Origin of the sequence: Aeromonas hydrophila subsp. hydrophila ATCC 7966 (assembly GCF_000014805.1) — a bacterium.
Lineage (GTDB): Bacteria > Pseudomonadota > Gammaproteobacteria > Enterobacterales > Aeromonadaceae > Aeromonas > Aeromonas hydrophila.
This window is the reverse complement of sequence record NC_008570.1, coordinates 2,557,550-2,580,805: the sequence shown is the minus strand read 5'-3', so window position 1 is coordinate 2,580,805 and position 23,256 is coordinate 2,557,550. Positions and strand designations below refer to the sequence as shown.

The window sequence follows — 23,256 nt, the reverse complement described above, 5'->3', positions numbered from 1 at the left end:
CCGATCTCGCCGTTTCCCTGCTTGTCAAACCGCCAAAACGGGGGATCGCTGGGGATCCCCCGTGGTCACTGCCAAGGCACTGCTGCGATCAATCAACAGTGCTCATCTGGCCACCCTTTGACGGCAAAGCTGCCTTTGTTATCCATCTCTGTTGTCTGCTTCCTGTACCTGGGGGGCCCGGCACGGGTTGGCAATCTCAGCCCAGCTCGTAGCGCAGCCAGTGGTGCAGGGCCTGCACGGTGTCAAAGTGCAGATCGGCGCCCCACTGGGCCGGATCCTCGTCGTCATTGAGATAACCCCAGCCGGCGACCGCAGTGCGCATGCCGGCGTTGCGGCCGGCCTCGATGTCGCGCACGTGATCTCCCACATATAGGCAGTGGCTCGCCTCGACGCCAAGCTGGTCGCAGGCAAAGTACATGGGGGCTGGGTCGGGCTTGCGCACCGGCAGGGTGTCGGCGCTGACGGTGACGCCGCAACTGGCGAGCGCGGGCAGGGCTGCCAGCAGCGGCTCGGTGAGAAAACCCGGCTTGTTGGTGACGATGCCCCAGGGCAGCTGCTTCTCGTCGAGCCACTCGATGAGATCCACCATCCCTTCATAGGGACGGGTGCCAACGCAGAGGTTGGCGGCGTAGTAGTCGAGCAGGGCGGTGCGAAGGCGGGTGGCGCCCAGCTCTTCCAGCAGTTCGTCGCCAAGGCCGGCCCTGAGCAGCCCGAGCGCCCCGTGGGAGGTGGTCTGACGGATGATGTCGTCAGAGAGGGGGGCAAAGCCTTCGCTTATCAGCACGTGATTGACGGCGGCCCCCAGATCGGGCGCGGTGTCGAGCAGGGTGCCGTCCAGATCGAACAGCACACAGCCAAGGGGCGCAGCAGAGTGAGTCGTCATCAGCCTTGCTCCGGGCGCTCGAACGCCACCATGTAGTTGACGTCGACGTTGCGACCGAGCTTGAAGCTGTTGGAGAGCGGCGCGTAGTGCACCCCGCTCATGTCCCGTACCTGCAGGCCAGCCGCTTCACCCATGCGACACAGTTCGGCGGGGGTGATGAACTTTTTGTGGTCGTGGGTACCCTTGGGCACCATCTTCATCAGGTACTCGGCGCCGAGGATCATCATCAGATAGGCTTTCGGGTTGCGGTTGATGGTGGAGACGAACACCTTGCCGCCCGGGCGCACCAGGGTAGCGATGGCGCGCAGCACGGAGGCGGGATCCGGCACGTGCTCCAGCATCTCCATGCAGGTGACCACGTCGTACTGGCCGGGGGCCTCATCGGCGTGGGCCTCGGCGGTGATCTGGCGATACTCGAGCTCCACGCCCGCCTCGAGGGCATGGAGGCGGGCGACCCCGAGGGGCTCCTTGCCCATGTCGATGCCGGTGACCTTGGCGCCCCGGCGGGCCATGCTCTCGGCGAGAATGCCGCCGCCGCAGCCGATGTCGAGGATGCGCTTGCCGAACAGGCCGCCGCTCTTGTCGGTGATCCAGTCAAGGCGCACCGGGTTTATCTGGTGCAGCGGCTTGAACTCTCCCTCCATGTCCCACCAGCGGGAGGCGATGGCTTCGAATTTGGCAATTTCTGTCAGATCGACATTGGCATCACTGTGCATTTTTTGATGATCCTGTGGCAAGGGCGCGCAGGCTGGGTGGGGCGCGCGCAATCTGTTGTCCTGGCGGGCATTATAACGGACGGACTTTGTCACACCAGCCCGACTTGTTACCGGATTTGTGGCTTAAGGTATTTGGCTCAGTGTGTTACCATGTCGCGCTGTTTAAGCCAAAGAACAACTAATTAGGGATTAAGGCTTTCTATGAGCGATCTGGCCAGAGAGATCACGCCGGTCAACATCGAAGAAGAGCTCAAGAGTTCCTATCTTGATTACGCCATGAGCGTGATCGTAGGACGAGCTCTGCCGGATGTGCGTGATGGCTTGAAACCGGTTCACCGCCGCGTTCTGTATGCAATGAACGAGCTGGGGAACGACTGGAACAAGCCCTATAAAAAATCGGCCCGTGTGGTCGGTGACGTAATCGGTAAATATCACCCGCACGGCGACAGTGCCGTGTATGACACCATCGTTCGCATGGCGCAGGATTTCTCCATGCGTTACATGCTGGTCGATGGTCAGGGCAACTTCGGTTCGGTCGACGGCGACAGCGCCGCCGCCATGCGTTACACCGAAGTGCGGATGGCCCGCATCTCCCACGAGCTGCTGGCCGATCTGGACAAAGAGACCGTGGACTGGGTGCCAAACTATGACGGCACCGAGATGATCCCGGCAGTCATGCCCACCAAGGTTCCCAACCTGCTGGTCAACGGCTCCTCCGGTATTGCGGTGGGCATGGCGACCAACATTCCGCCTCACAACCTCACCGAGATAGTCAACGGCTGTCTGGCGTTGATCGAGAACGGCGACCTCACAATCGACGAGCTGATGACCTACATCACCGGCCCGGATTTCCCCACTGGTGGCATCATCAACGGTCGTTCCGGCATCGTGCAGGCGTACCGTACCGGTCGTGGCTCCGTCTATGTGCGTGCCAAGGCCGAAGTGGAGGTGGACGAGAAGACCAGTCGCGAGACCATCATCGTTCACGAGATCCCCTATCAGGTGAACAAGGCGCGGCTGATCGAGAAGATCGCCGAGCTGGTCAAAGAGAAGAAGATCGAGGGCATCAGTGCCCTGCGCGATGAGTCCGACAAGGACGGCATGCGCATCGTTATCGAGATCAAGCGCGGCGAGTCCGGCGAGATTGTGCTGAACAATCTCTACAAACACACCCAGATGCAGACCACATTCGGCATCAACATGGTGGCGCTCGATAACAACCAGCCCAAGGTGATGAACCTCAAAGAGATCCTGGATGCGTTCCTGCTGCACCGCCGTGAAGTGGTGACCCGCCGGACCGTGTTCGAACTGCGCAAGGCGCGGGATCGGGCTCACATCCTGGAAGGCTTGGCGGTGGCGCTGGCCAACATCGACCCGGTCATCGAGCTCATTCGCCACAGCGCGACCCCGGCCGACGCGAAAGCGGGCCTGGTTGCCCGTGGCTGGGAGCTCGGCAACGTGGCTTCCATGCTGGAGAAAGCCGGTGACGACGCGGCCCGCCCCGAGTGGCTGGAACCCGAGTTCGGCATCCGCGAAGGTCACTACTATCTGACCGAGCAGCAGGCCCAGGCCATCCTTGACCTGCGTCTGCACAAGCTGACCGGCCTCGAGCACGAGAAGATCCTGGAAGAGTACCAATCTCTGCTGGATCTCATCGCCGAGCTGCTGTTCATCCTGGCGAGCCCGGTACGGTTGATGGAAGTGATCCGTGACGAACTGCTGGCCGTGCGCGAGCAGTACGGCGACGAGCGTCGTACCGAGATCAGCATGTCCAGTGCCGAGATCAACATCGAAGATCTGATCACCCCGGAAGACGTGGTCGTGACCTTGTCTCACCAGGGTTACGTGAAGTATCAGCCGCTCTCCGACTACGAGGCCCAGCGCCGCGGTGGTCGTGGCAAGTCGGCCACCCGGATCAAGGAAGAGGACTTTGTGGAGCGTCTGCTGGTGGCCAACACCCACGACACCATTCTGTGCTTCTCCACCCGTGGCAAGGTCTACTGGCTCAAGGTGTATCAGCTGCCGGAGGCGTCCCGTGGCGCCCGCGGTCGTCCGATCATCAACCTGCTGCCGCTGGATGAGGGTGAGCGCATCACCGCCATTCTGCCGGTTAAAGAATATGACGCCGACAAGTATGTGTTCTTCGCCACCGCCAACGGTACCGTGAAGAAGACCAGCCTGTCCGACTTCAGCCGTCCGCTCTCCTCCGGCATCCGCGCCATCAACCTCAAAGAGGGTGATGAGCTGATCGGGGTGGACATCACCGATGGCAGCAACGAGATCATGCTGTTCTCCGATGCGGGCAAGGTTGTTCGCTTCGCGGAAGGCAGCGGTCGCGCTGATGCCGATGCCACTGACGAAGTCGACACCGACGACGACGCCGGCAACGATGATGATGGCAGCGACAACGGCGAAGGCACCGAAAGCAAGGGCACCTTCAAGGGCGTACGTCCCATGGGTCGTACCGCTGCCGGTGTGCGCGGCATCAAGCTGGGCGCCGGTGACAAGGTGGTGTCCCTCATCGTGCCGCGTGGCGACGGGGCCATCCTCACCGCCACCGAGAACGGTTACGGCAAGCGTACCGCGCTGGACGAGTACCCGACCAAGAGCCGTGGTACCCAGGGCGTCATCTCCATCAAGGTGGATGAGCGCAACGGCAAGGTGATCGATGCGATCCAGGTCGAAGATACCGACCAGATCATGCTGATCACCAACGGTGGTACCCTGGTTCGTACCCGGGTGTCCGAGGTGAGCGTCATCGGCCGCAACACCGGCGGTGTGCGTCTGATCCGTACCGGTGAAGACGAGACCGTGGTCGGTCTGCAGCGGGTTGCCGAAAGCGACGAAGACGAAAACGAAGTGCTGGCCGTTGAAGGGGAGGTGTCTGAAGGCACCGATACCGCAGCGGACACCGGTGCTGTCGATGCAGGTGAAGCAGGCGACGAATAATCGCTCCCCTTTACCCGATACCAAAGAGCGGCCTCATGGCCGCTCTTTTCATTGGCTCGCTTGGCGCTGGCGCCCCCCGTTATCCTCTCTCCTTTTCTTCCTTTTCTTCCTTTTTCCTCTGTCCGAGCTTGCCTGCCATGGCAGGAAGAACGGGCACTACCCGCTTGCCAGTCTGCCCTGATGGGAGCATGGCCTCGACACGGCTCCTTCATGTGAACGTCATCGCTCTGTCATGGCGGCCAGCCATGCTGCTCCCGTTGGAGAGAAACCACCATAGACGCAGGCAACGCCTGTCAGGAGCATGTCATGACCAGCTGGGTAATGTGGGAGATCTGGTGGAGCCGGGTATGGGGCGAGGCAGAGATGGATGCCCGCGCAGGCGAACATGAACCTGAGGTGGCACATGAGCCAGCCCGATTGCCCGCCGAGTTGATTGCCCACAGCAGCAAGGCCAGTGCGTCGCGACCAAGGGGCTAAGGCCTTGTCCGTGGCGGGCTTGACGGGCGCCTAGAACAGCCGCAACTGCTCGCCAGGGCGGATGAAGGCATCCTGGAGCAGTTGAAAATGGCGCTTGCCGAGCCCGAGCCGCTTGGCGATCAACCGAAAGCGCTGGGCCAGCAGATCATCGGCAAACTGGCCTTCTCCCCGCATCCGGCTGCCGAAGGCGGGACTGTTGAGGGCGCCGTCCCGGCTGGCCCGCAGCTGGTTGAGGATCGCTTTCTTTTGGCCGGGATAGTGCTCATCCAGCCAGTCACTGAACAGCGGCGCCAGCTCGTGGGGCAGTCGCAGCAGGATATAGTCGGCGCAATGGGCTCCGGCCTCGGCAGCGCCTTTGATGATCTGCTCGAGCTCGGGCTCGTTGAGGCGCGGGATCATGGGCGCCGCCAGCACACCGACCGGCACGCCGGCGCCGGCCAGTTTCTCCACCACCTTGAGCCGGCCGGCCCCGGTGCTGGCTCTTGGCTCCAGCTGTCGCCGCAGGGTTTCATTCAAGGTGGTGACCGACACCATCACCTGGCAGAGCCCCTCCCGGGCCAGCTCCGTCAGCAGATCGAGGTCGCGCAATATCATGGCGCTCTTGGTGATGATCCCGACCGGATGGCGGTGGGCCAGCATCACCTCGAGCAGCTGGCGGGTGAGGCGATAGCGATGCTCGATGGGCTGATAGGGGTCGGTATTGGCTCCCAGCACTATGGTCTGCGGCTGATAGGCGGGTCTGGCAAACTCCCGGCGCAGCAGCTCGGCGGCATTGAGTTTGGCGAACAAGCGGGTCTCGAAGTCGAGGCCGGGGGAGAGCTCGAGATAGGCGTGGCTCGGTCTGGCGTAGCAATAGATGCAGCCGTGTTCACAGCCCTGATAGGGGTTGATGGAGCGGCTGAAAGGGACGTCGGGAGAGCTGTTGTAACTGATGATGCTGCGGGCGCTGATCTCCGTCACCTCGGTGCGGGGATCGCTGGCGGCAAATGCCGCTTCCCACTCGGGTTGGGACCAGCCGTCGTCGACCGCATCGACCCGCTGGCCGCTGAAACGGTGATCAACATTGTGGGAACTGCCTCGACCTGCCATCGCACCCTACCAATACTGTTTATATATACAGGTATCATGCTGACCCTCATTGCCGAATGCAAGTTCTGCCGACCCAGCCGGCCATAAAAAGCATGTCAAAGGGATCTCTTGCTTGATCGCGGCGCTACATTTCGTTTACATAGACGAAATGCGAACTGGATCACGGAAATCATCATGGCACCCATCACCTCCCGCTGGCTCTTCATCGCTGTCATTGCACTGGTTATCTGGCGTCTGATCCCGCTCTCCACCGAGCAGGAGCTGGCCTCGGCCAATCGCGCCTGGCGCACCGGTCACTTCGATGAGGCGACCCGGATCTGGTCGCCGCTGGCCGAGCAGGGCCAGCCGCGGGCCCAGGCCCTGATGGGCTGGAGCCATGAAGTGGGGCAGGGGAGCGAGCAGGATATCAGCCGGGCCATCACGCTCTATCGTCAGGCGGCGCAGGCGGGGGATGCCTTCGGCCAATACCGGCTGGGGGAGGTCTACCTGCGGGGGGCCGGGGTGAAGCGGGATCTGCGCGAAGCGTTTCACTGGATGGAGCTGGCGGCCAAGAACGGCGATGTGCCCGCCATGTTGAAGGTGGGCGTGCTGCATTTGATGGGGGTCAGCGGGCGGGTCGATCTGCCCCGTGCCAAGGAGTGGCTCTATCAGGCCGCCAAGCAGGGCAATCAGCTGGCGCTCAAGGTGCTGCAGGAGCTGGAACTGGCGCAGGAGGGGAGCTCCACGTTTGATTTCAACTGGCAGCCCCTGCTGGGGGAATAGCTGCCAAGCACTTCATCTGACTGTAGAAAATCTCAGCAAACCCGATACAGTCCCGCCTACTTCTGGTAGCATGGTCCGGTTTTTGGTTTGTCTTGCGACGTTGAACGGGTTGTTTGCGTCGCGGGGCGCCTTCGCAAAGTGCTGTGGAGAGCCAGAACATCACCCATTTTTGAATGAATCTTTCCATCCCGCATGTGCCCTTTGGTAGGGGGCACCACTGTATAAGGAAACACACAATGCCAATCATTACTCTGCCTGATGGCAGCCAACGTCAATTTGCCCACGCCGTTTCCGTCATGGATGTGGCCGCGGACATCGGTCCCGGTCTCGCCAAGGCGTGCATTGCCGGTCGGGTAAACGGTGAACTGGTGGATGCCTGCGAGCTGATCGAAGCCGATGCCTCCCTGGCCATCATCACCGCCAAAGACGAAGAAGGTCTGGACATCCTGCGCCACTCCTGTGCTCACCTGCTGGGTCATGCCATCAAGCAACTCTGGCCCCAGACCAAGATGGCCATCGGTCCCGTCATCGACAACGGTTTCTACTACGACATCGATCTCGATCGCACCCTGACCGACGAAGATCTGGCGGCGCTGGAAGAGCGCATGCTGGCGCTGGCCGCCAAGGATTACGACGTCATCAAGAAGAAGGTCTCCTGGCAGGAAGCACGCGACGTGTTCGAAGCCCGTGGCGAGACCTACAAGGTCGAGATCCTGGATCAGAACATTGCCCGTGATGACCAGCCAGGTCTGTATCATCACGAAGAGTACATCGACATGTGTCGCGGCCCGCATGTGCCCAACATGCGTCACTGCCACCACTTCAAGTTGCAGAAGATGTCCGGTGCCTACTGGCGCGGCGACTCCAACAACAAGATGCTGCAGCGCATCTACGGCACCGCCTGGGCCGACAAGAAGCAACTCAAGTCTTACCTGCAGCGCCTCGAAGAGGCCGCCAAACGCGACCACCGCAAGATCGGCAAGCAGCTCGACCTGTATCACATGCAGGAAGAAGCGCCCGGCATGGTGTTCTGGCACAACGATGGCTGGACCATCTTCCGCGAGCTGGAAACCTTCATCCGCGGCAAGCTCAAAGAGTACGACTATCAGGAGGTGAAAGGCCCCTTCATGATGGATCGCGTGCTGTGGGAGCGTTCAGGTCACTGGGAGAAATACGCCCAGGCCATGTTCACCACCCAGTCCGAGAACCGCGAGTACGCCATCAAGCCGATGAACTGCCCGGGTCACGTGCAGATCTTCAACCAGGGTCTCAAATCCTACCGCGATCTGCCGCTGCGCATGGCCGAGTTTGGCTCCTGCCACCGCAACGAGCCGTCAGGCTCCCTGCACGGCCTGATGCGGGTACGTGGTTTCACCCAGGATGACGCGCACATCTTCTGTACCGAAGAGCAGATCATGGAAGAGGTGTCGGCCTGTATCCGCATGGTCTACGACGTCTATGGCACCTTCGGCTTCGAGAACATCGTGGTCAAGCTCTCCACTCGTCCGGAACAGCGTATCGGCTCCGATGAAGCCTGGGATCGCGCCGAGGCCGCGCTGGCCGAGGCCCTGGTGCTGAACGGCCTGAAGTACGATCTGCAGCCGGGTGAGGGGGCCTTCTACGGTCCCAAGATCGAATTTACCCTGCACGATTGCCTTGATCGTGCGTGGCAATGTGGTACCGTGCAGCTCGATTTTGCCCTGCCGGGCCGTCTGGGCGCCACCTACGTGGGTGAAGACAACGAACGTCATGTTCCCGTGATGATCCACCGTGCCATTCTGGGCTCGCTGGAGCGTTTCATCGGGATCCTGACCGAAGAGTACGCCGGACTGTTCCCGACCTGGCTGGCACCGACCCAAGCCGTGGTCATGAATATCACCGACAATCAGGCCGATTATGCAGTGAAAGTAGCCAAAGCATTGAATGATGCGGGCCTTCGCGCAAAAGCGGACTTGAGAAATGAGAAGATTGGCTTTAAAATCCGCGAGCATACTTTGAAGCGAGTACCCTTCATGCTGGTCTGCGGCGACAAAGAAGTAGAAGCCGGCAAGATTGCAGTGCGTACTCGTAAAGGGGCTGACCTGGGCACTTATCCTGTTGAAGAGCTGATTGCTCTGTTGACCCAGGAAGTTCAGACCCGCGGACAAAAGAAAGTGGAGGAATAAGCTATAAAAGGCGGAAAAAAACTGGGCAAGCAACCGCAAGCCCGCGCTCACCGGATCAACGAAGAGATCCGTCTGAAAGAAGTTCGTCTGACTGGTCTGGATGGTGAAGCCATTGGCATCACCTCCATCCAGGATGCCCTGAACTTGGCCCTTGAGGCCGGAGTGGATCTGGTCGAGATCAGTCCGAACGCTGAGCCGCCCGTTTGCCGGATCATGGATTACGGCAAATTCCTCTACGAAAAGAGCAAGACCACCAAAGAACAGAAGAAAAAGCAGAAAGTCGTCCAGGTCAAGGAAATCAAATTCCGTCCTGGCACCGACGAAGGCGACTATCAGGTAAAACTACGCAACCTGGTTCGCTTTCTGGAAGACGGGGACAAGGCAAAGGTCACCCTGCGCTTCCGTGGTCGTGAAATGGCCCACCAGGAACTTGGTATCAAGGTTCTGGAGCGCGTCAAGAACGATCTGGAAGAGCTGGCCGTAGTCGAATCGTTCCCGAAAGTCGAAGGCCGTCAAGCTGTGATGGTCCTCGCACCTAAGAAGAAATCTTAAGGCCCACAAGAAATTGACTCATGGGGCTGGTCCCATGAGTCGGTTCGCCTTGCGATTTTGTTGTCACTCACAATGCGGAGTATGAAATGCCGAAGATGAAAACCAACCGGGGCGCCGCAAAGCGCTTCAAGAAAACTGGCTCAGGTCGCTTCAAGTGCAAGCACAACCACCTGCGTCACATCCTGACCAAGAAGAGCAGTAAGCGTAAGCGTCAGCTGGGACCGAAGTTCTTTGTTTCCGCTGCCGACCACAAACGTGTTGTCGCTTGTCTGCCGTACGCATAAGGGGGGATGTGAAAAATGCCAAGAGTTAAACGTGGTGTGACCGCTCGCGCTCGTCACAAGAAAGTAATGAAAGCCGCCAAGGGTTACTACGGCGCCCGTTCCCGTGTCTACCGCGTAGCGGTACAAGCGGTAACCAAAGCTGGTCAGTATGCCTACCGTGACCGTCGCCAGAAAAAGCGTCAGTTCCGTCAACTGTGGATTGCGCGTATCAACGCAGCAGCCCGTCAGAACGGTCTGTCCTACAGCCGTCTGATCAACGGTCTGAAGAAGGCTTCCATCGAGATCGATCGCAAGATCCTGTCCGATATCGCCGTTCACGACAAGCTGGCTTTCACCGCCCTGGTTGAAAAGGCCAAAGCAGCTCTGGTCTAATCCGGTTCTGTTATAAATGCTAAAAGGAGGCCTAGGCCTCCTTTTTTGTTGTCTGTCATTTGCCGCTTGCAGACGGTGATGACTCTACCATCATGATAGCCATACATATGGCTTCATATGCCATCAAACTAAAATTGTGTAGCCAATCACGAAGAAGAAGCCGGTCCGGCTCGAAGCCCTACTTGATAACAAAATGATTTCTAGGGAGAAAAGGGCACCTTAACTATGGTCAGTGAAGGGGCTTTTTTTGTATTATTCCCCTCTTGACCTTATTTAGCCTAAAGGCTCCTGTACCGGGAGTGGTGACGAGGAAGACATGCAACAGCTTGAAGAAGTAGTCGGCCAAGCCAGGGCCGAAATTGAGGGCGTAAGCGACATCGCCGCCCTTGACGAAATCCGGGTCAAATATCTGGGTAAAAAGGGTTTTTTTACCGAGCAGATGAAGGGCCTGGGCGCCCTGTCCGCTGAAGAGCGTCCCGCTGCGGGCGCCGTGATCAACCAGGCCAAACAGCAGGTTCAGGATGCCCTGAACGAGCGTCGTGAAGCCCTCGAAATCGCCGTGCTGAACCAGAAGCTGGCCGCCGAGACCATCGACGTCAGCCTGCCGGGCCGCCGCATCGAGAATGGCGGTCTGCACCCGGTGACCCGCACCATCGAGCGCATCGAGCGCCTGTTTGGCGAGATGGGCTTCAAGGTTGCCCGTGGTCCCGAGATTGAAGATGGCTTCCACAACTTCGATGCGCTGAACATCCCGGCTCACCACCCGGCGCGTACCGATCACGATACCTTCTACTTCAATCCTGATTTGATGCTGCGTACCCACACCTCCGGTGTGCAGATCCGTACCATGGAACATCAGCAGCCGCCGATCCGCATCATCGCGCCGGGCCGCGTCTATCGTAACGACTACGACATGACCCACACCCCGATGTTCCACCAGGTCGAAGGCCTGCTGGTCGACGAGCATGCCAGCTTCACCGAGCTGAAAGGGATCCTGCACGACTTCCTGCGCAACTACTTCGAGGAAGACCTGACCATTCGCTTCCGTCCTTCCTACTTCCCGTTCACCGAGCCGAGCGCCGAAGTGGACGTGATGGGCAAGAACGGCAAGTGGCTGGAAGTGCTGGGCTGCGGCATGGTGCACCCGAACGTGTTGCGTTCGGTCGGCATCGATCCGGAAAAATACTCCGGCTTTGCCTTCGGCATGGGCGTTGAGCGCCTGACCATGCTGCGTTACGGGGTCAACGACCTGCGTGCCTTCTTCGAAAACGACCTGCGCTTCCTCAAGCAGTTCAAGTAAGGGCGAGAGAACATGAAATTCAGTAAATCCTGGGTGATGGAGTGGGTCCGCACCGAGTTGAGTGACAACGCACTGGCCGAGCAGATCACCATGGCCGGTCTGGAAGTGGATGCCGTAGAAGCGGTGGCCGGCCAGTTCAACAACGTGGTGGTGGGCGAAGTGGTCGAGTGCGCCCAGCATCTTGACGCCGACAAGCTGCGGGTAACCAAGGTCAACGTGGGCGACGAACTGCTGGACATCGTCTGCGGTGCGCCGAACTGCCGCGCCGGCCTGAAAGTCTGCGTGGCCAAAGTAGGGGCGACCCTGCCGGGTGATTTCACCATCAAGAAAGCCAAGCTGCGCGGTCAGCCGTCTCACGGCATGCTCTGCTCCTTCAGCGAGCTGGGGATCGACGTCGACGCCGATGGCATCATCGAGCTGCCGCTGGATGCGCCCATCGGCACCGATATCCGCGAATACCTCGCGCTCAACGACGTCAGCATCGACGTGGATCTGACCCCGAACCGTGCCGACTGCCTCGGCATCGCAGGGCTCGCCCGTGAAATCGGCGTGCTCAACAGCGTCGACGTGGTCGAGCCGACCTGGGCGCCGGCTGTTGCCACCATCGATGCGACTTTCCCGATCCGGGTGGAAGCGCCGGCGGATTGCCCCCGTTATCTCGGCCGTGTCATCAAGGGGCTGAACCTGCACGCCCAGAGCCCGCTCTGGATGCAGGAGAAGCTGCGCCGTGGCGGCATCCGCTCCATCGACGCCATCGTCGACATCACCAACTACTTGCTGCTGGAATATGGCCAGCCGATGCACGCCTTCGATCTGGCGACGCTTGAAGGGGAACTGGTGGTGCGCCGCGCCAAGGCCGACGAGCCGATGACCCTGCTCGATGGCAACGAAGTGAAGCTCAAAGAGACGACTTTGGTGATTGCCGATGCCAAAGGCCCTGCCTGCATGGCCGGTATTTTCGGCGGTGATCGCACCGGTGTCTCCGAGACCACTACCGACATCCTGCTGGAGTGCGCCTTCTTCGCACCGCTCTCTATCACCGGCCGTGCCCGTGCCTACGGTCTGCACACTGACTCTTCCCACCGCTTCGAGCGCGGGGTGGATCCCGAGCTGCAGGCCAAGGTGATGGATCGTGCCACCCGTCTGCTGCTGGACATTTGTGGCGGAGAGTGCGGCGGTGAAGCGGGTCCGGTCATCGAGGTCAAATCCGATGCCCACTTGCCGAAAGCGGCCCCCATCAAGCTGCGCCGCGCCAAGCTCGACAAGGTGATCGGTATCAGCGTGGCAGATGCGCAGGTGGTCGAGATCCTGACTCGCCTCGGCATGCAGGTGACCGTTGAAGCCGACGGCTGGACCGCGCTGGCCCCCTCCTGGCGTTTCGATATCGCCATCGAGGAAGACCTCATCGAGGAAGTGGCCCGCATCTACGGCTACAACAACATCCCGAACCTCAAACCCGCCGCCTCTCTGGCGATGGTGGAGCAGGCAGAAGGGCAGGTGACCTTGAAGCGCGTGCGCGACCTGCTGGTTGATCGCGGCTTCCAGGAAGCGATCACCTACAGCTTCGTCGATCCCAAGGCTCAGCAGACCCTGTTCCCGCAGAGCGATGCCATCGTGCTGCCGAACCCGATTTCGGTCGAGATGTCCGCCATGCGCGTCTCTCTGTTCCCGGGTCTGGTGCAGGCCGTGGTTTACAACCAGAACCGTCAGCAGCCGCGGGTGCGCCTGTTCGAGCAGGGCCTGCGCTTCATCAAGGACGAGAATGCCGAGAACGGCATCCGTCAGGAGCCCATGCTGGCCGGCATCATCACCGGCAACCAGAGCGACGAGCACTGGGACATCAAGAGCCGCGCTGCCGACTTCTTTGATTTGAAAGGGGATCTGGAAGCGGTGCTGGATCTGACCGCCGAAGGGGCTACCTTCACCTTCGAGCGTGCCGAGCACAGCGCCCTGCATCCGGGCCAGAGCGCGGCCATCCTGCGCAATGGCGTGGTGATCGGCCACATCGGCGTGATCCATCCGAGCCTCGAGAAGAAGCTGGGTCTGAAGAGTCGCGCCGTCATGTTCGAACTGGAGCTGGACAATCTGACCCCGGCCAAGGTGCCGGTTGCTGCCGAGGTTTCCAAGTTCCCTGCCAACCGTCGTGACATCGCCGTGGTGGTTGATCGTCAGGTTCTGGCAGGGGATGTTCTGGCAGTAATTAAAAAAGTTGGCGGAAATCAGGTAGTTGGAATAAACTTGTTTGACGTATACCAGGGTGCTGGCATGGCAGAGGACAAGAAGAGCCTGGCCATCAGTCTTGTTCTGCAAGACACCCAGCGCACTCTGGAGGAGAAAGAGATTGCCGAGACCGTAGACAATGTCGTGCGGGCCCTTGGTGAAGAGTTGAATGCATCCTTGAGGGATTGATCTATGGCGCTTACCAAAGCCGACATTGCAGAGCACCTGTTCACCCAGCTCGGGATGAGCAAGCGTGAAGCCAAAGATATGGTGGAAGCCTTCTTTGAAGAGATCAGACAAGCGCTTGAGCGTGGTGAACAAGTCAAGATTTCAGGCTTCGGTAACTTTGATCTTCGTGAGAAGAACCAGCGTCCTGGACGTAACCCGAAAACCGGCGAAGATATTCCTATCAGCGCCCGGCGGGTGGTCACCTTCCGCCCTGGTCAGAAGCTCAAGGCCAGGGTCGAAAATGTTGAGCCCAACGAGTGACAAAAAGCCAGGCAACCGCCTGGCTTTTATTTTTTCATGAGAAAAACCAGCCTATTGTTAGGCCTGTTGCTGGCTGCGCCACTGCAGGCGATGGATCTCCCCCTCTCTCCGGCGGCCAAGGCGTATGCCGATGCCACCAAGTCGCTGACCATCTGTTATCCGGCGCTGATCCGGCCGCCTTATCTCGAGGAGTCGGGAGGTTTGCTAATCGATCAGATGGAGCGGTTGGCAGAGCAGCTCCCTTTTCCGCTCCTGCATGAGAAGCTGCCCAACTGGTCGGCGGTGCAGCGCGGCTTGCAGGAGGGGCGCTGCGATCTCATTCCCAATGTCGGTCCTTCGTTGCAGGCCCTGCCGGGCATGGCACTCAGTCGTGCCATGCTGGAGGCCGAATCCGCCATCCTCTATCGCGACGATCTGGAGCAGGCGACCTTCCTGGTCTCCCCCATCTGGCAGGCGAACGAAGTGCTCAAGGCGCTTTATCCCCGCTCAACCCAGTTGCCCCTGACCGAGGCGGACAACTGGTATGCGGCGCTGGCGGCGGGCAAGGGGACCGCCTACCTCGGTGACTATCTGCAACTGCGCTACCTGATGCGCGAATATCCGGATCAGGGGCTGCGGCTGCGCCGGCTGCGCAGCGATGAACTGGTGGTGAGCTACCGGCTGATGATGCGCGACCAGCCGGCACTGCGCGAGCTCATCGATACCGCTATCCGTTATCTGCCGCCCGGAGCCCTCTACAAAGACCTGGATCGCTATCTGGCGCAAGGGGAGCAGGACATCAACCCGCTTCACTTCACCGACAAGGAGCAGGCCTGGTTGGTCGGCACCTCCCGCGCCATCAAGCTGGTCGTCAACCCGGATTTCATGCCCTACAGCGGTCTCGACGAGCAGGGGGAGCTCAAGGGGTGGAGCGCCGACGTACTGCGGCAGGTGAGTCAGCAGACCGGCCTCAACTTCCACGTGATCCCCACCGCCAGCAAGGAAGAGGCACTGGCCAAGCTGCGCAGCGGCGAGGCAGACATGATGGCCGGTCTGCTGGAGACGCCGGCGCTGACCGATGCCTTCGACTTCACCCGCATCATGGCGCTCAATCGCTATGCCCTGGTCAGTCGCAAGGCGAAGTCGTTCGACACGCTGGCGGCGGTGAAGGGTGACATCGTGGTGCCCGCCACCCTCTATGACGAAGGGATGTTGGCCCGGCTGGATGGTGAACATCATTGGCGCAAAAGCGACACCCTGGCGCAGGGGCTTGCGGCGGTGCAAAGCGGCGAGGCCGACGCCATGCTGGCCGAGCTCTACCAGCTGCAATACCCGCTTCGCAACAACCAGCTGGACGGACTGGATATCAGGGAGCTGCCTCAACGCTTCGGGCTGGGCTTCGCCATCAGTCATCACAGCCCGCGACTCGCCGGGGTGATGGAGCAGAGCCTGATGGCCTTCACCAGCAGGCAGAATGACGATCTCAATCAGCGTTGGCGCCGGCTGGTGCTTACCCAGCAAGCCGGCGTCAGCTACGGGATCTGGCTGGGGTCGGTGTCGCTGGCGCTGTTGATCAGTGCCGGCGTCATCTGGCTGATCTGGCGCTCACGCCAGCAGCTGGCCAGGGAAGTGAGCCAGCGCCAGGAGATGGAGCAGACCCTGGCGCTGGAGAGCCAGTTCAGGGAGTCCCTGTTCCAGGCGCTGCCGGTGCCGGTGTTTCTGCGGGACAACCAGGGCGAGATCATCAAGCGCAACAAGCAGGCCAAACGGCTGGAGGCGCGCTACCTGGCAGAGCTGCACCTGCCAGAGGCCCAGTTGCAGGGGGGCGAGGGGGAGATGGCCCTGGGCGATCAGGTCTACTCCTATGCCCAGATCCCGCTTCAGCTTGGCAAGCAGTCGCCGGCCGGGGATCTCATCGCGCTCTCCAACATCAGCGCCCTGCGCGAGCGCACCCGCTTGCTGCGTCAGGCCGAGCGCCGCCTGCGTGCATTGACCAATACGGTGCCCGGGGTGGTGATCCAGTTCCTGCTGCAGCGAGAAGGCATCGCCCAGGTAGAGTTCATCAGCCGTGGCAGCTACGAGCTGCTGGGGCTGGCCAGCCAGCAGATCCGCCGCAATCCCGGTCAGGCGCTGGGCCGGCTGGATCAACATGACAGGCGCAAGATGAAGGCCCCCATGCTGGAGATGCTGCAGGCCGGTCAGCCTTTTTCCTACGCGCTGCGCTATGAGCACCCGGGCAAGGGCACCCGCTGGCTGCAATTCTACGGCCGGGGGCGCAGCCAGTCCGAGCAGGGTTGGCGGGTGTACGGGGTGGTGCAGGATGTGACGACCCGGGTCGAGCAGGAGCAGGCGCTGCAGGCCTCTCACGAGCGGGCCGAGCAGGCGGTGCTGGCCAAGGGGCGTTTCCTCGCGGCGGTGAGCCACGAAATTCGCACCCCCATGAACGCCATTCTGGGGTTGCTGGAGTGGCTCAGCCACACCTCCCTCAATGCCGAGCAGCGCTCGGCACTGGCCCACGTCCGCCAGGCGGGGGACGAGCTGCTGGGCCTGCTCAATGACGTGCTGGACTTCAGTCGCAACGAGAACCGGCAGCTGGCGCTCTCGCTGCAACCCACCGATCTGGTGGATTTGTGCGAGCATGTGGCGGCGGTGCACTGGTCCAAAGCCCGCTCCAAGCGCCTGCAACTGCGGCTGGATCTCGATCATCGACTGCCCGCCCAGGTGGAGCTGGATCCCCACCGGGTGCAGCAGGTGCTGCACAACCTGCTGGCCAATGCCATCAAGTTCAGCTCCCGTGGCGAGGTGGTGCTGTGGGCCCGCCGCGCTGGCTCCCAGCTGTTGTGCGGAGTGGACGACGAGGGGCCCGGCATCAGTGCCGAGCTGCTGCCGCGGCTGTTCCTGCCCTTTGAGCAGGGTGGGGAGGCGGGTCAGCCGCGGGCCCAGGGCACCGGGCTCGGACTTGCCATCTGTCGCCAGCTGATGGAGCAGATGGGGGGCGAGATCCGGGTCGAGCCGCGGCCGACCGGTGGCAGCCGCTTCCTCTGTGCGCTGCCACTGGTGTTGCTGCAGGAGATGCCGCGCTGGCGGCCAAGGGTGGCCAGTGTGCATGTACAACTTGGCGAGGCGGAGCGGGACTATCTGTTGCCCTGGCTGGGTGAACTGGATTTGCAGGACGATCCGGCCGGCCCGGTATTGAGCGTCCAGCTGGATGAGCAGGGGCTGCGTTACTGGGACTGGCAGGGGGAACCCTGGGTACCGGGCTCGGTGGTCAGCCTGATGCAGCCAAGGCTGGTGCCCTCTAGCCAGGGCATGATCACGCTGCCGGGGCAGGGGATGCGGGTGCTGCTGGTCGAAGATCACGAGGTGAACCGGGTGTTGATCAGCATGCAGCTGACCCAGCTGGGGGCCCGGGTGATCAGCGCCGCCAACGGCCAGCTGGCGCTCGACATCCTGCAGCATGAGACGGTCGATCTGGTGTTGACCGACCTGCAGATGCCGGTGATGGACGGGGCCGAGCTCTGCCGCCAGTTGCGGGACTCGCCGCGCTGGCAGCATCTGCCCACCTATGTCATCACCGCCGATCTCAGCGAGCAGGCGGCGGCGCAGCTGGCCAGCTGTGGTTGTCGCGGCCATCTGGACAAGCCGCTGCTGCTCAAAGACCTGGCCAATCTGCTGCGCGGTCTGGGTGAGCCAGACTTGGCGCCCGCACCCGAGTCACCCCCTCAAAGCGACCTGCCGGCTGAAGGGGAGGTCTGGGCAGCGCAGGAGGTGTCGCTGCTGGCGCCGGAGCTTATCCCCCTCTATCTGGATGCGACCGGGCAGGATCTGGCCGACATTGAGCGCTGCGTCACACAAGGGGACGAGATGGCGCTTGAAGCCGCTTTACACAAGATGAAGGGGGCCGCCAAAATGGTGGGAGCTACCCCGCTTGTTCAGGTGATCGAGCAGTGGAAACGGGATCCACGGCAACCCCTGCTACCCCCGCTGCGGCAAGCTCTGGATGAGGTGTGCCGGCGACTACGTGAGAGGCTCTGACATGATCATCACAGATGAAGAGTTACTGGCGTTGCTGAACTCGGAAGAGACGGACGAGCGCCTGTTCCACCCCGTGACCATCTACGCCCTGGATGGGGTCGCCTATCGGACGGCAAAGGCCGTCGAGCTGCCCGAGTTCGCCACCTTGCGCCGTACCCGCCCCGATGCCTGCTGGCAGTGGGAAGGGCTGTTTGCCGCCGGTGCCATCGCCCTGTTCGATCCCGACTCCCATGTGGGGGCTGATTATTTGCCGCAGCTGACGGCGCAGGCCGAGGGTGTCTATCGCCTCACCGACGACTGGCTGGCGGGGGTCAATGGCCGCTACCTGGCGTGGCAGGAGTGGCTGGCCCAGACCCAGGTGCTGCTGCTGGAGGATCACCCGTTTCAGGGGGCCCATATCCAGCAGGAGATCAAGGGACTGGGAGTGCCCTGTCAGTGGGTACAGGATGGCAACGCCTGCATCAAGGCACTGGCCGGCGGCGAGGTCAAGCTGCTGGTGAGCGATCTCAGTCTGGTGGAGCAGGATGCCATCAGCCTGCTGATGAGCCAGCCCCAATACCAGCACAGTGGCTTGCCCATCGTGCTGCTCTCCGCCCACGATCAGACCCTGATCGACGGCGCCCGCCGCCTGCTGCACGACGCCGGTTTCAACGTGCTGGCCGCCCTGGCCAAGCCGCTGCTGGCCGACGATCTGCTGCGGCTGCTCAAGACGCTCTATCTGGGGCCGCAGCGTCAGCGCCGCTTGAGCGGCCTGCGCCGCACCATCCGCACCTGGCAGGGGGAAGAGAAAGGACTGCTCGGACTCTTGTCCGATCCCCCGTCGCCCTTGCCCATCTGGCTGGCGGTGACCGGCTTGCCGCCGCGCTGGGAGCGGGTACGCGAGTGGCTGGTCCAGCAGGGCCGGGAGCCTGGCGAGCTTACCCTGCTCATCCACCGGCGCGACCACCTGCTGAGCCAGGCGGAGCGTTTTGCCCTGGTGCTGCAGGCCAGTCTGGCGGGGGCCAAGCTGGCACTGCTGCTGGACAACGATCAGCACATTCCGTTCGACTTGCTGGAGCGGATGCCGCTGCAGCACCTGCTGCTGGGACAGAGTCTGCTGCCCGGGCTGGAAGCCATGACCCCGGACTCCCTGCTGGGGCGCTTCATCAACCGGGCCAGGGAGCTCGGGATCGCCCTCTATCTGGACGATCCCTTCAACCTGCTTGACAGCAATCTGTGGCGCGATCAGGGCGTGGCGGGGCGCTGGTAGACGGTGGCCCGCTACCTCTGCTGGCCACCGGACGAGGCCCGCTTACGGCGCGCCCTGGCCGGCTGGCTGCATCCTCATTCGCGGGCAGCCCTGCCGCTGATGATGGAGGTGGGGGGCATTCCCTGTCGCTTGCAGGAGCTGGCGGGGGCCGATCCCGAGCGGATCAGGGCCGCCTATGGCGAGCTCAGCGAGCAGAGCGTCTACCTGCGTTTCATGCGCGCCAAGCAGATCCCGAATGACGAGCAGCTCGCCTTCTTCCTCGATTACCCCAAGGAGCAGCAGATCGGGCTGCTGCTGACCGACGGTCAGGGGCGACCACTGGCCCAGGCCCAGTCCATCCGGCGGCGGCTGCACCCGGATCGGGCCGAGTTCTCCTGCATCGTCGCCGATCACTTCCAGCACCGGGGCGCAGGGCGACGCATCCTGCTGGCGCTGGCCTTGCTGGCGCGCGCCGAAGGCATTCGCGAGTGGACGGCGGAGGTGCTGCCCCAGAATCGCCCCATGCTGGCGCTGCTGCGCGGGCTGGGCTTGCCGCTCACCCTGGTGACGGGGCGGGAGCTGGTGTTCGTGCGACTCGATCTGAGCGTGCTCGACACCCTGTAACCGCGTCATAAGACCAAGGGCGAATAGGCCGGTTTTTCACCCTGTGCTAAGGTCAGCCAGAGAAGTAGCCAGAGGGAATCAGTCATGGTGCAGTCAGCGAAACACATCGTCATTCTTACCGGTGCCGGGATCTCGGCCGAGTCGGGCATCAAGACCTTTCGCGCCTGTGACGGTCTGTGGGAAGAGCACAGGGTCGAAGACGTGGCAACGCCGGAGGGCTACGCACGGGATCCCGCCCTGGTGCAGGGCTTTTACAACTCCCGCCGCCACCAGCTGCAGCAACCCCACATCCACCCCAATCCGGCCCACTATGCGCTGGCCAGGCTCGAGCGCCTGCTGCCGGGCTGCGTCACCCTGGTGACCCAGAACATCGACAACCTGCACGAGAGCGCCGGCAGCAAGAACCTCATTCACATGCACGGGGAGCTGCTCAAGGCGCGCTGCCCGGGTTCGGGCCAGGTGATCGAGTGGCGCGGCGATCTGCAGCAAGAGGAGCTGTGCACCTGCTGCCAGTTTCCCCAGCCGCTGCGCCCGCACGTGGTCTGGTTCGGCGAGATGCCGCTCGGGCTGGATCGCATCTACAGCGCACTGGCCCAGTGCGATCTGTTCATCTCCATCGGCACCTCGGGCGCCGTCTATCCGGCGGCCGGTTTCGTGCACGAGGCGGGATTGAACGGGGCCCACACCATCGAGCTCAATCTCGAGCCGAGCGAAGTGGGCAGCCAGTTTGACGAGAAGCGCTATGGTCCGGCCTCGTTGCTGGTGCCGGCCTACGTGGATGAGCTGCTGCAAAGCTGCGGCGTGCACCAGCCGGCGCAGATCGAGGGCCACAACTGGATGGAGATGCGCGGTCCCTGAGCTATTGTGCGACTGGACAGTTGCAATGAACCGGTGAAATCGCCACACTGGCAGCCACAAAAAATGGGACGCAGTTGGCGTAAATTACCATGACCGCAGTAAAGCAATGGATCGCTTTTTTCCTCCTGATGCTGGCCAGTGCCGGCGCATCGGCCTCGATCCCCCTGATGACCCTGGTGCTGCCAGGCGGCCAGCCAGTGACCCTCGATGAGGCGGCCCTGTCCGCCCTGCCACAGACCGAATTCACCACTACCACCCCCTGGACCCAGGGCGCCCACCACTATCGCGGGCCGACCCTGGCGGCCGTGCTGGCGGCGCAAGGGATCCTGGATGCCCGCAAGATCGCCGTCTCGGCCCTCAACGGCTATCAGCAGGTGGTGGATCTGGCCCTGTTCGACGGGGTGCCGCTGACCCTGGTGCGCCAGGAGGACGGCAAGCCGCTGACCCGGCGCAACAAGGGGCCGCTCTGGCTGCTCATCCCGTTCACCACCTATCCCAAGCTGGACGTGCCCGCCATTCACAACTGCATGGTGTGGCAGGTGACCCGCATCGAGATCGTCGATTGATGGGGCTATCCCGCCACAAACTGCTGTTGGTTGCGGTGTCGCTGCTGTTTCTGCTCTCCTCGGGCAGCAGCCTCTATCTGCAGCATCGCCAGGAGCAGCTGGTCGATACCTTCTACCGCAATATCCACTGGAACATCAGCCAGGTGATGCTCGAATCCCAGCGTTTCCTCTACGATCTGCAGCTCTACCGGGCCGGCAGACTGGGGATGGAGACCCTGAGCCTGGATTACGATCTGCTGTGGAACCGGCTCGATATCTTTCTCATCAGCAGCGAAACCGCCGAGGCGCGCCAGCGGCACGGGCTCGGCAAAGCGCTGGCCGGACTGTTCGAGCAGATCAAGCAGCTCGAACCCCAGATGGAGGCCGGTGCGCTGCGCGAGGGGGCCGAGCTTGCCCGCTTGCAAGAGGCGATCGCCAGCCAGACCCACCTCATCGAGCAGATAGGGGATCAGATCCTCTCCGGCCAGGAGCGGGAGCGTTCGGTCAGCCAGATCCGCAGCAGCCTGTTCTGGCTGCAGATCTGGCAACTGATCCTGCTGCTGACCGGCGGCGCCCTGGTGACCGCCCTCATTCGCGCCAACCTGGCGAATCGCCGGCTCGCCCTGCTCGATCCCCTGACCCGGCTTGGCAACCGCCGCGCCCTGCAGGAGCAGCTCTCTCGCGCCCTGTATGCCGGCGAGGCGAGCGCCCTGGTGGTGCTCGATCTCAAGCGCTTCAAGCAGGTCAATGATCTGCTCGGTTATCAGGTCGGTGATCGGCTGTTGCAGACGGTGGCCGACAAGCTGCAGCAGGCCCACGATGGCCACGCCTACCGGCTCGGCGGCGACGAGTTCGCGGTGGTGTTGACCCGCGCGGATGGCGCGCTGGAGACTCGCATTCATGAGCTGGTGAGCCTGCTCCATTTCGAGTTTGTGACCCGGGAGTGCAGCTTCGATCTGGCCTGTCGGCTCGGGGTCGCCAAGGCGCAGCAGCAAGATGCCGGCCGGCTGCTGGATCAGGCCATCCTGGCCCTCAATCAGGCCAAACGCAGCCAGGAGGGGGACATCTGCTGGTTTGAACCGGCCATGCTGCAGCAGCTGCAGTTGAGCCAGCATCAGCTTCATCAACTGCGGGGCTGGCTGGCCGGGCGCGAGCCTGCGCCGCTGCGAGTGGCGTTGCAGGGATTGACGGACGGGCAGGGCAACGATCTGTGGCAAATGACGCTCTACTGGCGTGAGCAGGGGGCGCCCTGCCAGATGCGCTGGCTGCAGGAGTGCGGCGTGCTGGGGCTCGTGCTGGCTCGGCTGTTGCAAGCGCACGAGGCGCAGCATGCCGATGGGCGGGCGTTGTTGTTCCCGCTCGACAACCAGGCTCAGCTGGCCCATGTCGTGGCCTATCTGCCGGATGCCTCCCGCACGCCGCGGGTGCTGCTGGTGCCGACGCTGTTGCCGGATGCAGCCTTACTGGCGGGATTGCGGCAGCAAGGCTGCACCCTGGCGCTCAGAGACATTGGCAGCGCCACCCCGGTCCAGCTGGCGGCCGGCTGGCCTGTCCGCTACTGGCTGCCAGATGATGCTGAGCACAGCGAGTTGTTGCAGCCGCTGGCCCGGCGACTGGGGCTGGTGCAACTGCAGGTGCTGGCGGGCGGTGAGGCAAGACAGCTGGCTTGAGCACAAATGGCGCTATTGAACCGGCCAGAGACAAAATGCAGCAAGGCGACCCCAGGGTC

18 protein-coding genes and 1 pseudogene are annotated in these 23,256 nt (G+C 62.1%); 16 read left to right on the top strand and 3 right to left on the bottom strand.

Going from position 1 to position 23,256, the window contains the following annotated elements; genetic code table 11:
* Positions 1-196: 196 nt before the first annotated feature.
* Together AHA_RS11785 and ubiG are read right to left on the bottom strand one after the other, a co-directional pair.
* Positions 197-883, bottom strand: coding sequence for an HAD family hydrolase (locus AHA_RS11785; RefSeq protein WP_011706174.1), 687 nt, complete (start codon positions 881-883; stop codon positions 197-199).
* Positions 883-1,599: a bifunctional 2-polyprenyl-6-hydroxyphenol methylase/3-demethylubiquinol 3-O-methyltransferase UbiG gene (gene ubiG / locus AHA_RS11780; RefSeq protein WP_164927653.1), complete on the bottom strand. Its 717-nt coding sequence runs from the start codon at positions 1,597-1,599 to the stop codon at positions 883-885. Before ubiG ends, AHA_RS11785 begins: the two co-directional genes overlap by 1 nt.
* A gap of 201 nt (positions 1,600-1,800) precedes the next feature.
* Here ubiG and gyrA point away from each other — a divergent pair, with 201 nt between their 5' ends.
* Entirely contained in the window at positions 1,801-4,548 is a 2,748-nt protein-coding gene (gene gyrA / locus AHA_RS11775) for a DNA topoisomerase (ATP-hydrolyzing) subunit A (protein ID WP_011706172.1), read from the top strand.
* 306 nt (positions 4,549-4,854) lie between these two features.
* Entirely contained in the window at positions 4,855-5,025 is a 171-nt protein-coding gene (locus AHA_RS21710; RefSeq protein ID WP_162901943.1) for a hypothetical protein, read from the top strand.
* 30 nt (positions 5,026-5,055) lie between these two features.
* On the opposite strand, the gene AHA_RS11770 is transcribed toward AHA_RS21710, so the two are convergent.
* The gene (locus tag AHA_RS11770) at positions 5,056-6,114 is read right to left on the bottom strand and encodes a PA0069 family radical SAM protein (protein ID WP_011706171.1); all 1,059 of its coding nucleotides are present in this window, start codon (positions 6,112-6,114) and stop codon (positions 5,056-5,058) included.
* Between the two features lie 174 nt (positions 6,115-6,288).
* Between AHA_RS11770 and AHA_RS11765 the strand changes: the two genes are divergently transcribed.
* The 14 genes and pseudogenes from AHA_RS11765 (at position 6,289) to AHA_RS11700 (ending at position 23,197) form a co-directional block, all read left to right on the top strand.
* Entirely contained in the window at positions 6,289-6,876 is a 588-nt protein-coding gene (locus AHA_RS11765) for a tetratricopeptide repeat protein (protein ID WP_026080375.1), read from the top strand.
* A gap of 236 nt (positions 6,877-7,112) precedes the next feature.
* Positions 7,113-9,041, top strand: a complete 1,929-nt coding sequence (gene thrS, locus AHA_RS11760; protein ID WP_011706169.1) for a threonine--tRNA ligase — start codon at positions 7,113-7,115, stop codon at positions 9,039-9,041.
* A gap of 3 nt (positions 9,042-9,044) precedes the next feature.
* Positions 9,045-9,593: a translation initiation factor IF-3 gene (gene infC, locus AHA_RS11755; RefSeq protein ID WP_026080374.1), complete on the top strand. Its 549-nt coding sequence runs from the start codon at positions 9,045-9,047 to the stop codon at positions 9,591-9,593.
* A gap of 86 nt (positions 9,594-9,679) precedes the next feature.
* On the top strand, positions 9,680-9,877 hold the full coding sequence (gene rpmI / locus AHA_RS11750) for a 50S ribosomal protein L35 (protein ID WP_005300673.1): 198 nt from the start codon (positions 9,680-9,682) through the stop codon (positions 9,875-9,877).
* Positions 9,878-9,892: 15 nt separating this feature from the next.
* Positions 9,893-10,249: a 50S ribosomal protein L20 gene (rplT, locus tag AHA_RS11745; RefSeq protein WP_005300683.1), complete on the top strand. Its 357-nt coding sequence runs from the start codon at positions 9,893-9,895 to the stop codon at positions 10,247-10,249.
* A gap of 316 nt (positions 10,250-10,565) precedes the next feature.
* The gene (gene pheS, locus AHA_RS11740; RefSeq protein ID WP_011706167.1) at positions 10,566-11,549 is read left to right on the top strand and encodes a phenylalanine--tRNA ligase subunit alpha; all 984 of its coding nucleotides are present in this window, start codon (positions 10,566-10,568) and stop codon (positions 11,547-11,549) included.
* A 12-nt stretch (positions 11,550-11,561) separates the two neighbouring features.
* Positions 11,562-13,958 carry a phenylalanine--tRNA ligase subunit beta gene (gene pheT / locus AHA_RS11735; RefSeq protein ID WP_011706166.1) on the top strand — a complete coding sequence of 799 codons (2,397 nt, stop codon included), beginning with the start codon at positions 11,562-11,564 and terminating at the stop codon, positions 13,956-13,958.
* Positions 13,959-13,961: 3 nt separating this feature from the next.
* Positions 13,962-14,258, top strand: coding sequence for an integration host factor subunit alpha (ihfA, locus tag AHA_RS11730; protein WP_005300715.1), 297 nt, complete (start codon positions 13,962-13,964; stop codon positions 14,256-14,258).
* Positions 14,259-14,312: 54 nt separating this feature from the next.
* Positions 14,313-18,272 carry an ATP-binding protein gene (locus tag AHA_RS11725; protein WP_164927795.1) on the top strand — a complete coding sequence of 1,320 codons (3,960 nt, stop codon included), beginning with the start codon at positions 14,313-14,315 and terminating at the stop codon, positions 18,270-18,272.
* A 1-nt stretch (position 18,273) separates the two neighbouring features.
* Complete coding sequence (locus tag AHA_RS11720) at positions 18,274-19,521, top strand: response regulator (protein WP_011706164.1); 1,248 nt, start codon at positions 18,274-18,276, stop codon at positions 19,519-19,521.
* A 3-nt stretch (positions 19,522-19,524) separates the two neighbouring features.
* Complete coding sequence (locus tag AHA_RS11715; protein WP_011706163.1) at positions 19,525-20,124, top strand: GNAT family N-acetyltransferase; 600 nt, start codon at positions 19,525-19,527, stop codon at positions 20,122-20,124.
* A gap of 69 nt (positions 20,125-20,193) precedes the next feature.
* Positions 20,194-20,982: pseudogene (gene cobB / locus AHA_RS11710) on the top strand (Sir2 family NAD+-dependent deacetylase); the annotation flags it as partial.
* 89 nt (positions 20,983-21,071) lie between these two features.
* Positions 21,072-21,548 carry a hypothetical protein gene (locus AHA_RS11705; RefSeq protein WP_011706161.1) on the top strand — a complete coding sequence of 159 codons (477 nt, stop codon included), beginning with the start codon at positions 21,072-21,074 and terminating at the stop codon, positions 21,546-21,548.
* Positions 21,548-23,197 (top strand): GGDEF domain-containing protein, encoded by a 1,650-nt coding sequence (locus AHA_RS11700; RefSeq protein WP_164927652.1) that lies wholly within the window; start codon positions 21,548-21,550, stop codon positions 23,195-23,197. The genes AHA_RS11705 and AHA_RS11700 overlap by 1 nt, the downstream gene beginning before the upstream one ends.
* The last annotated feature ends 59 nt before the right edge of the window (positions 23,198-23,256 follow it).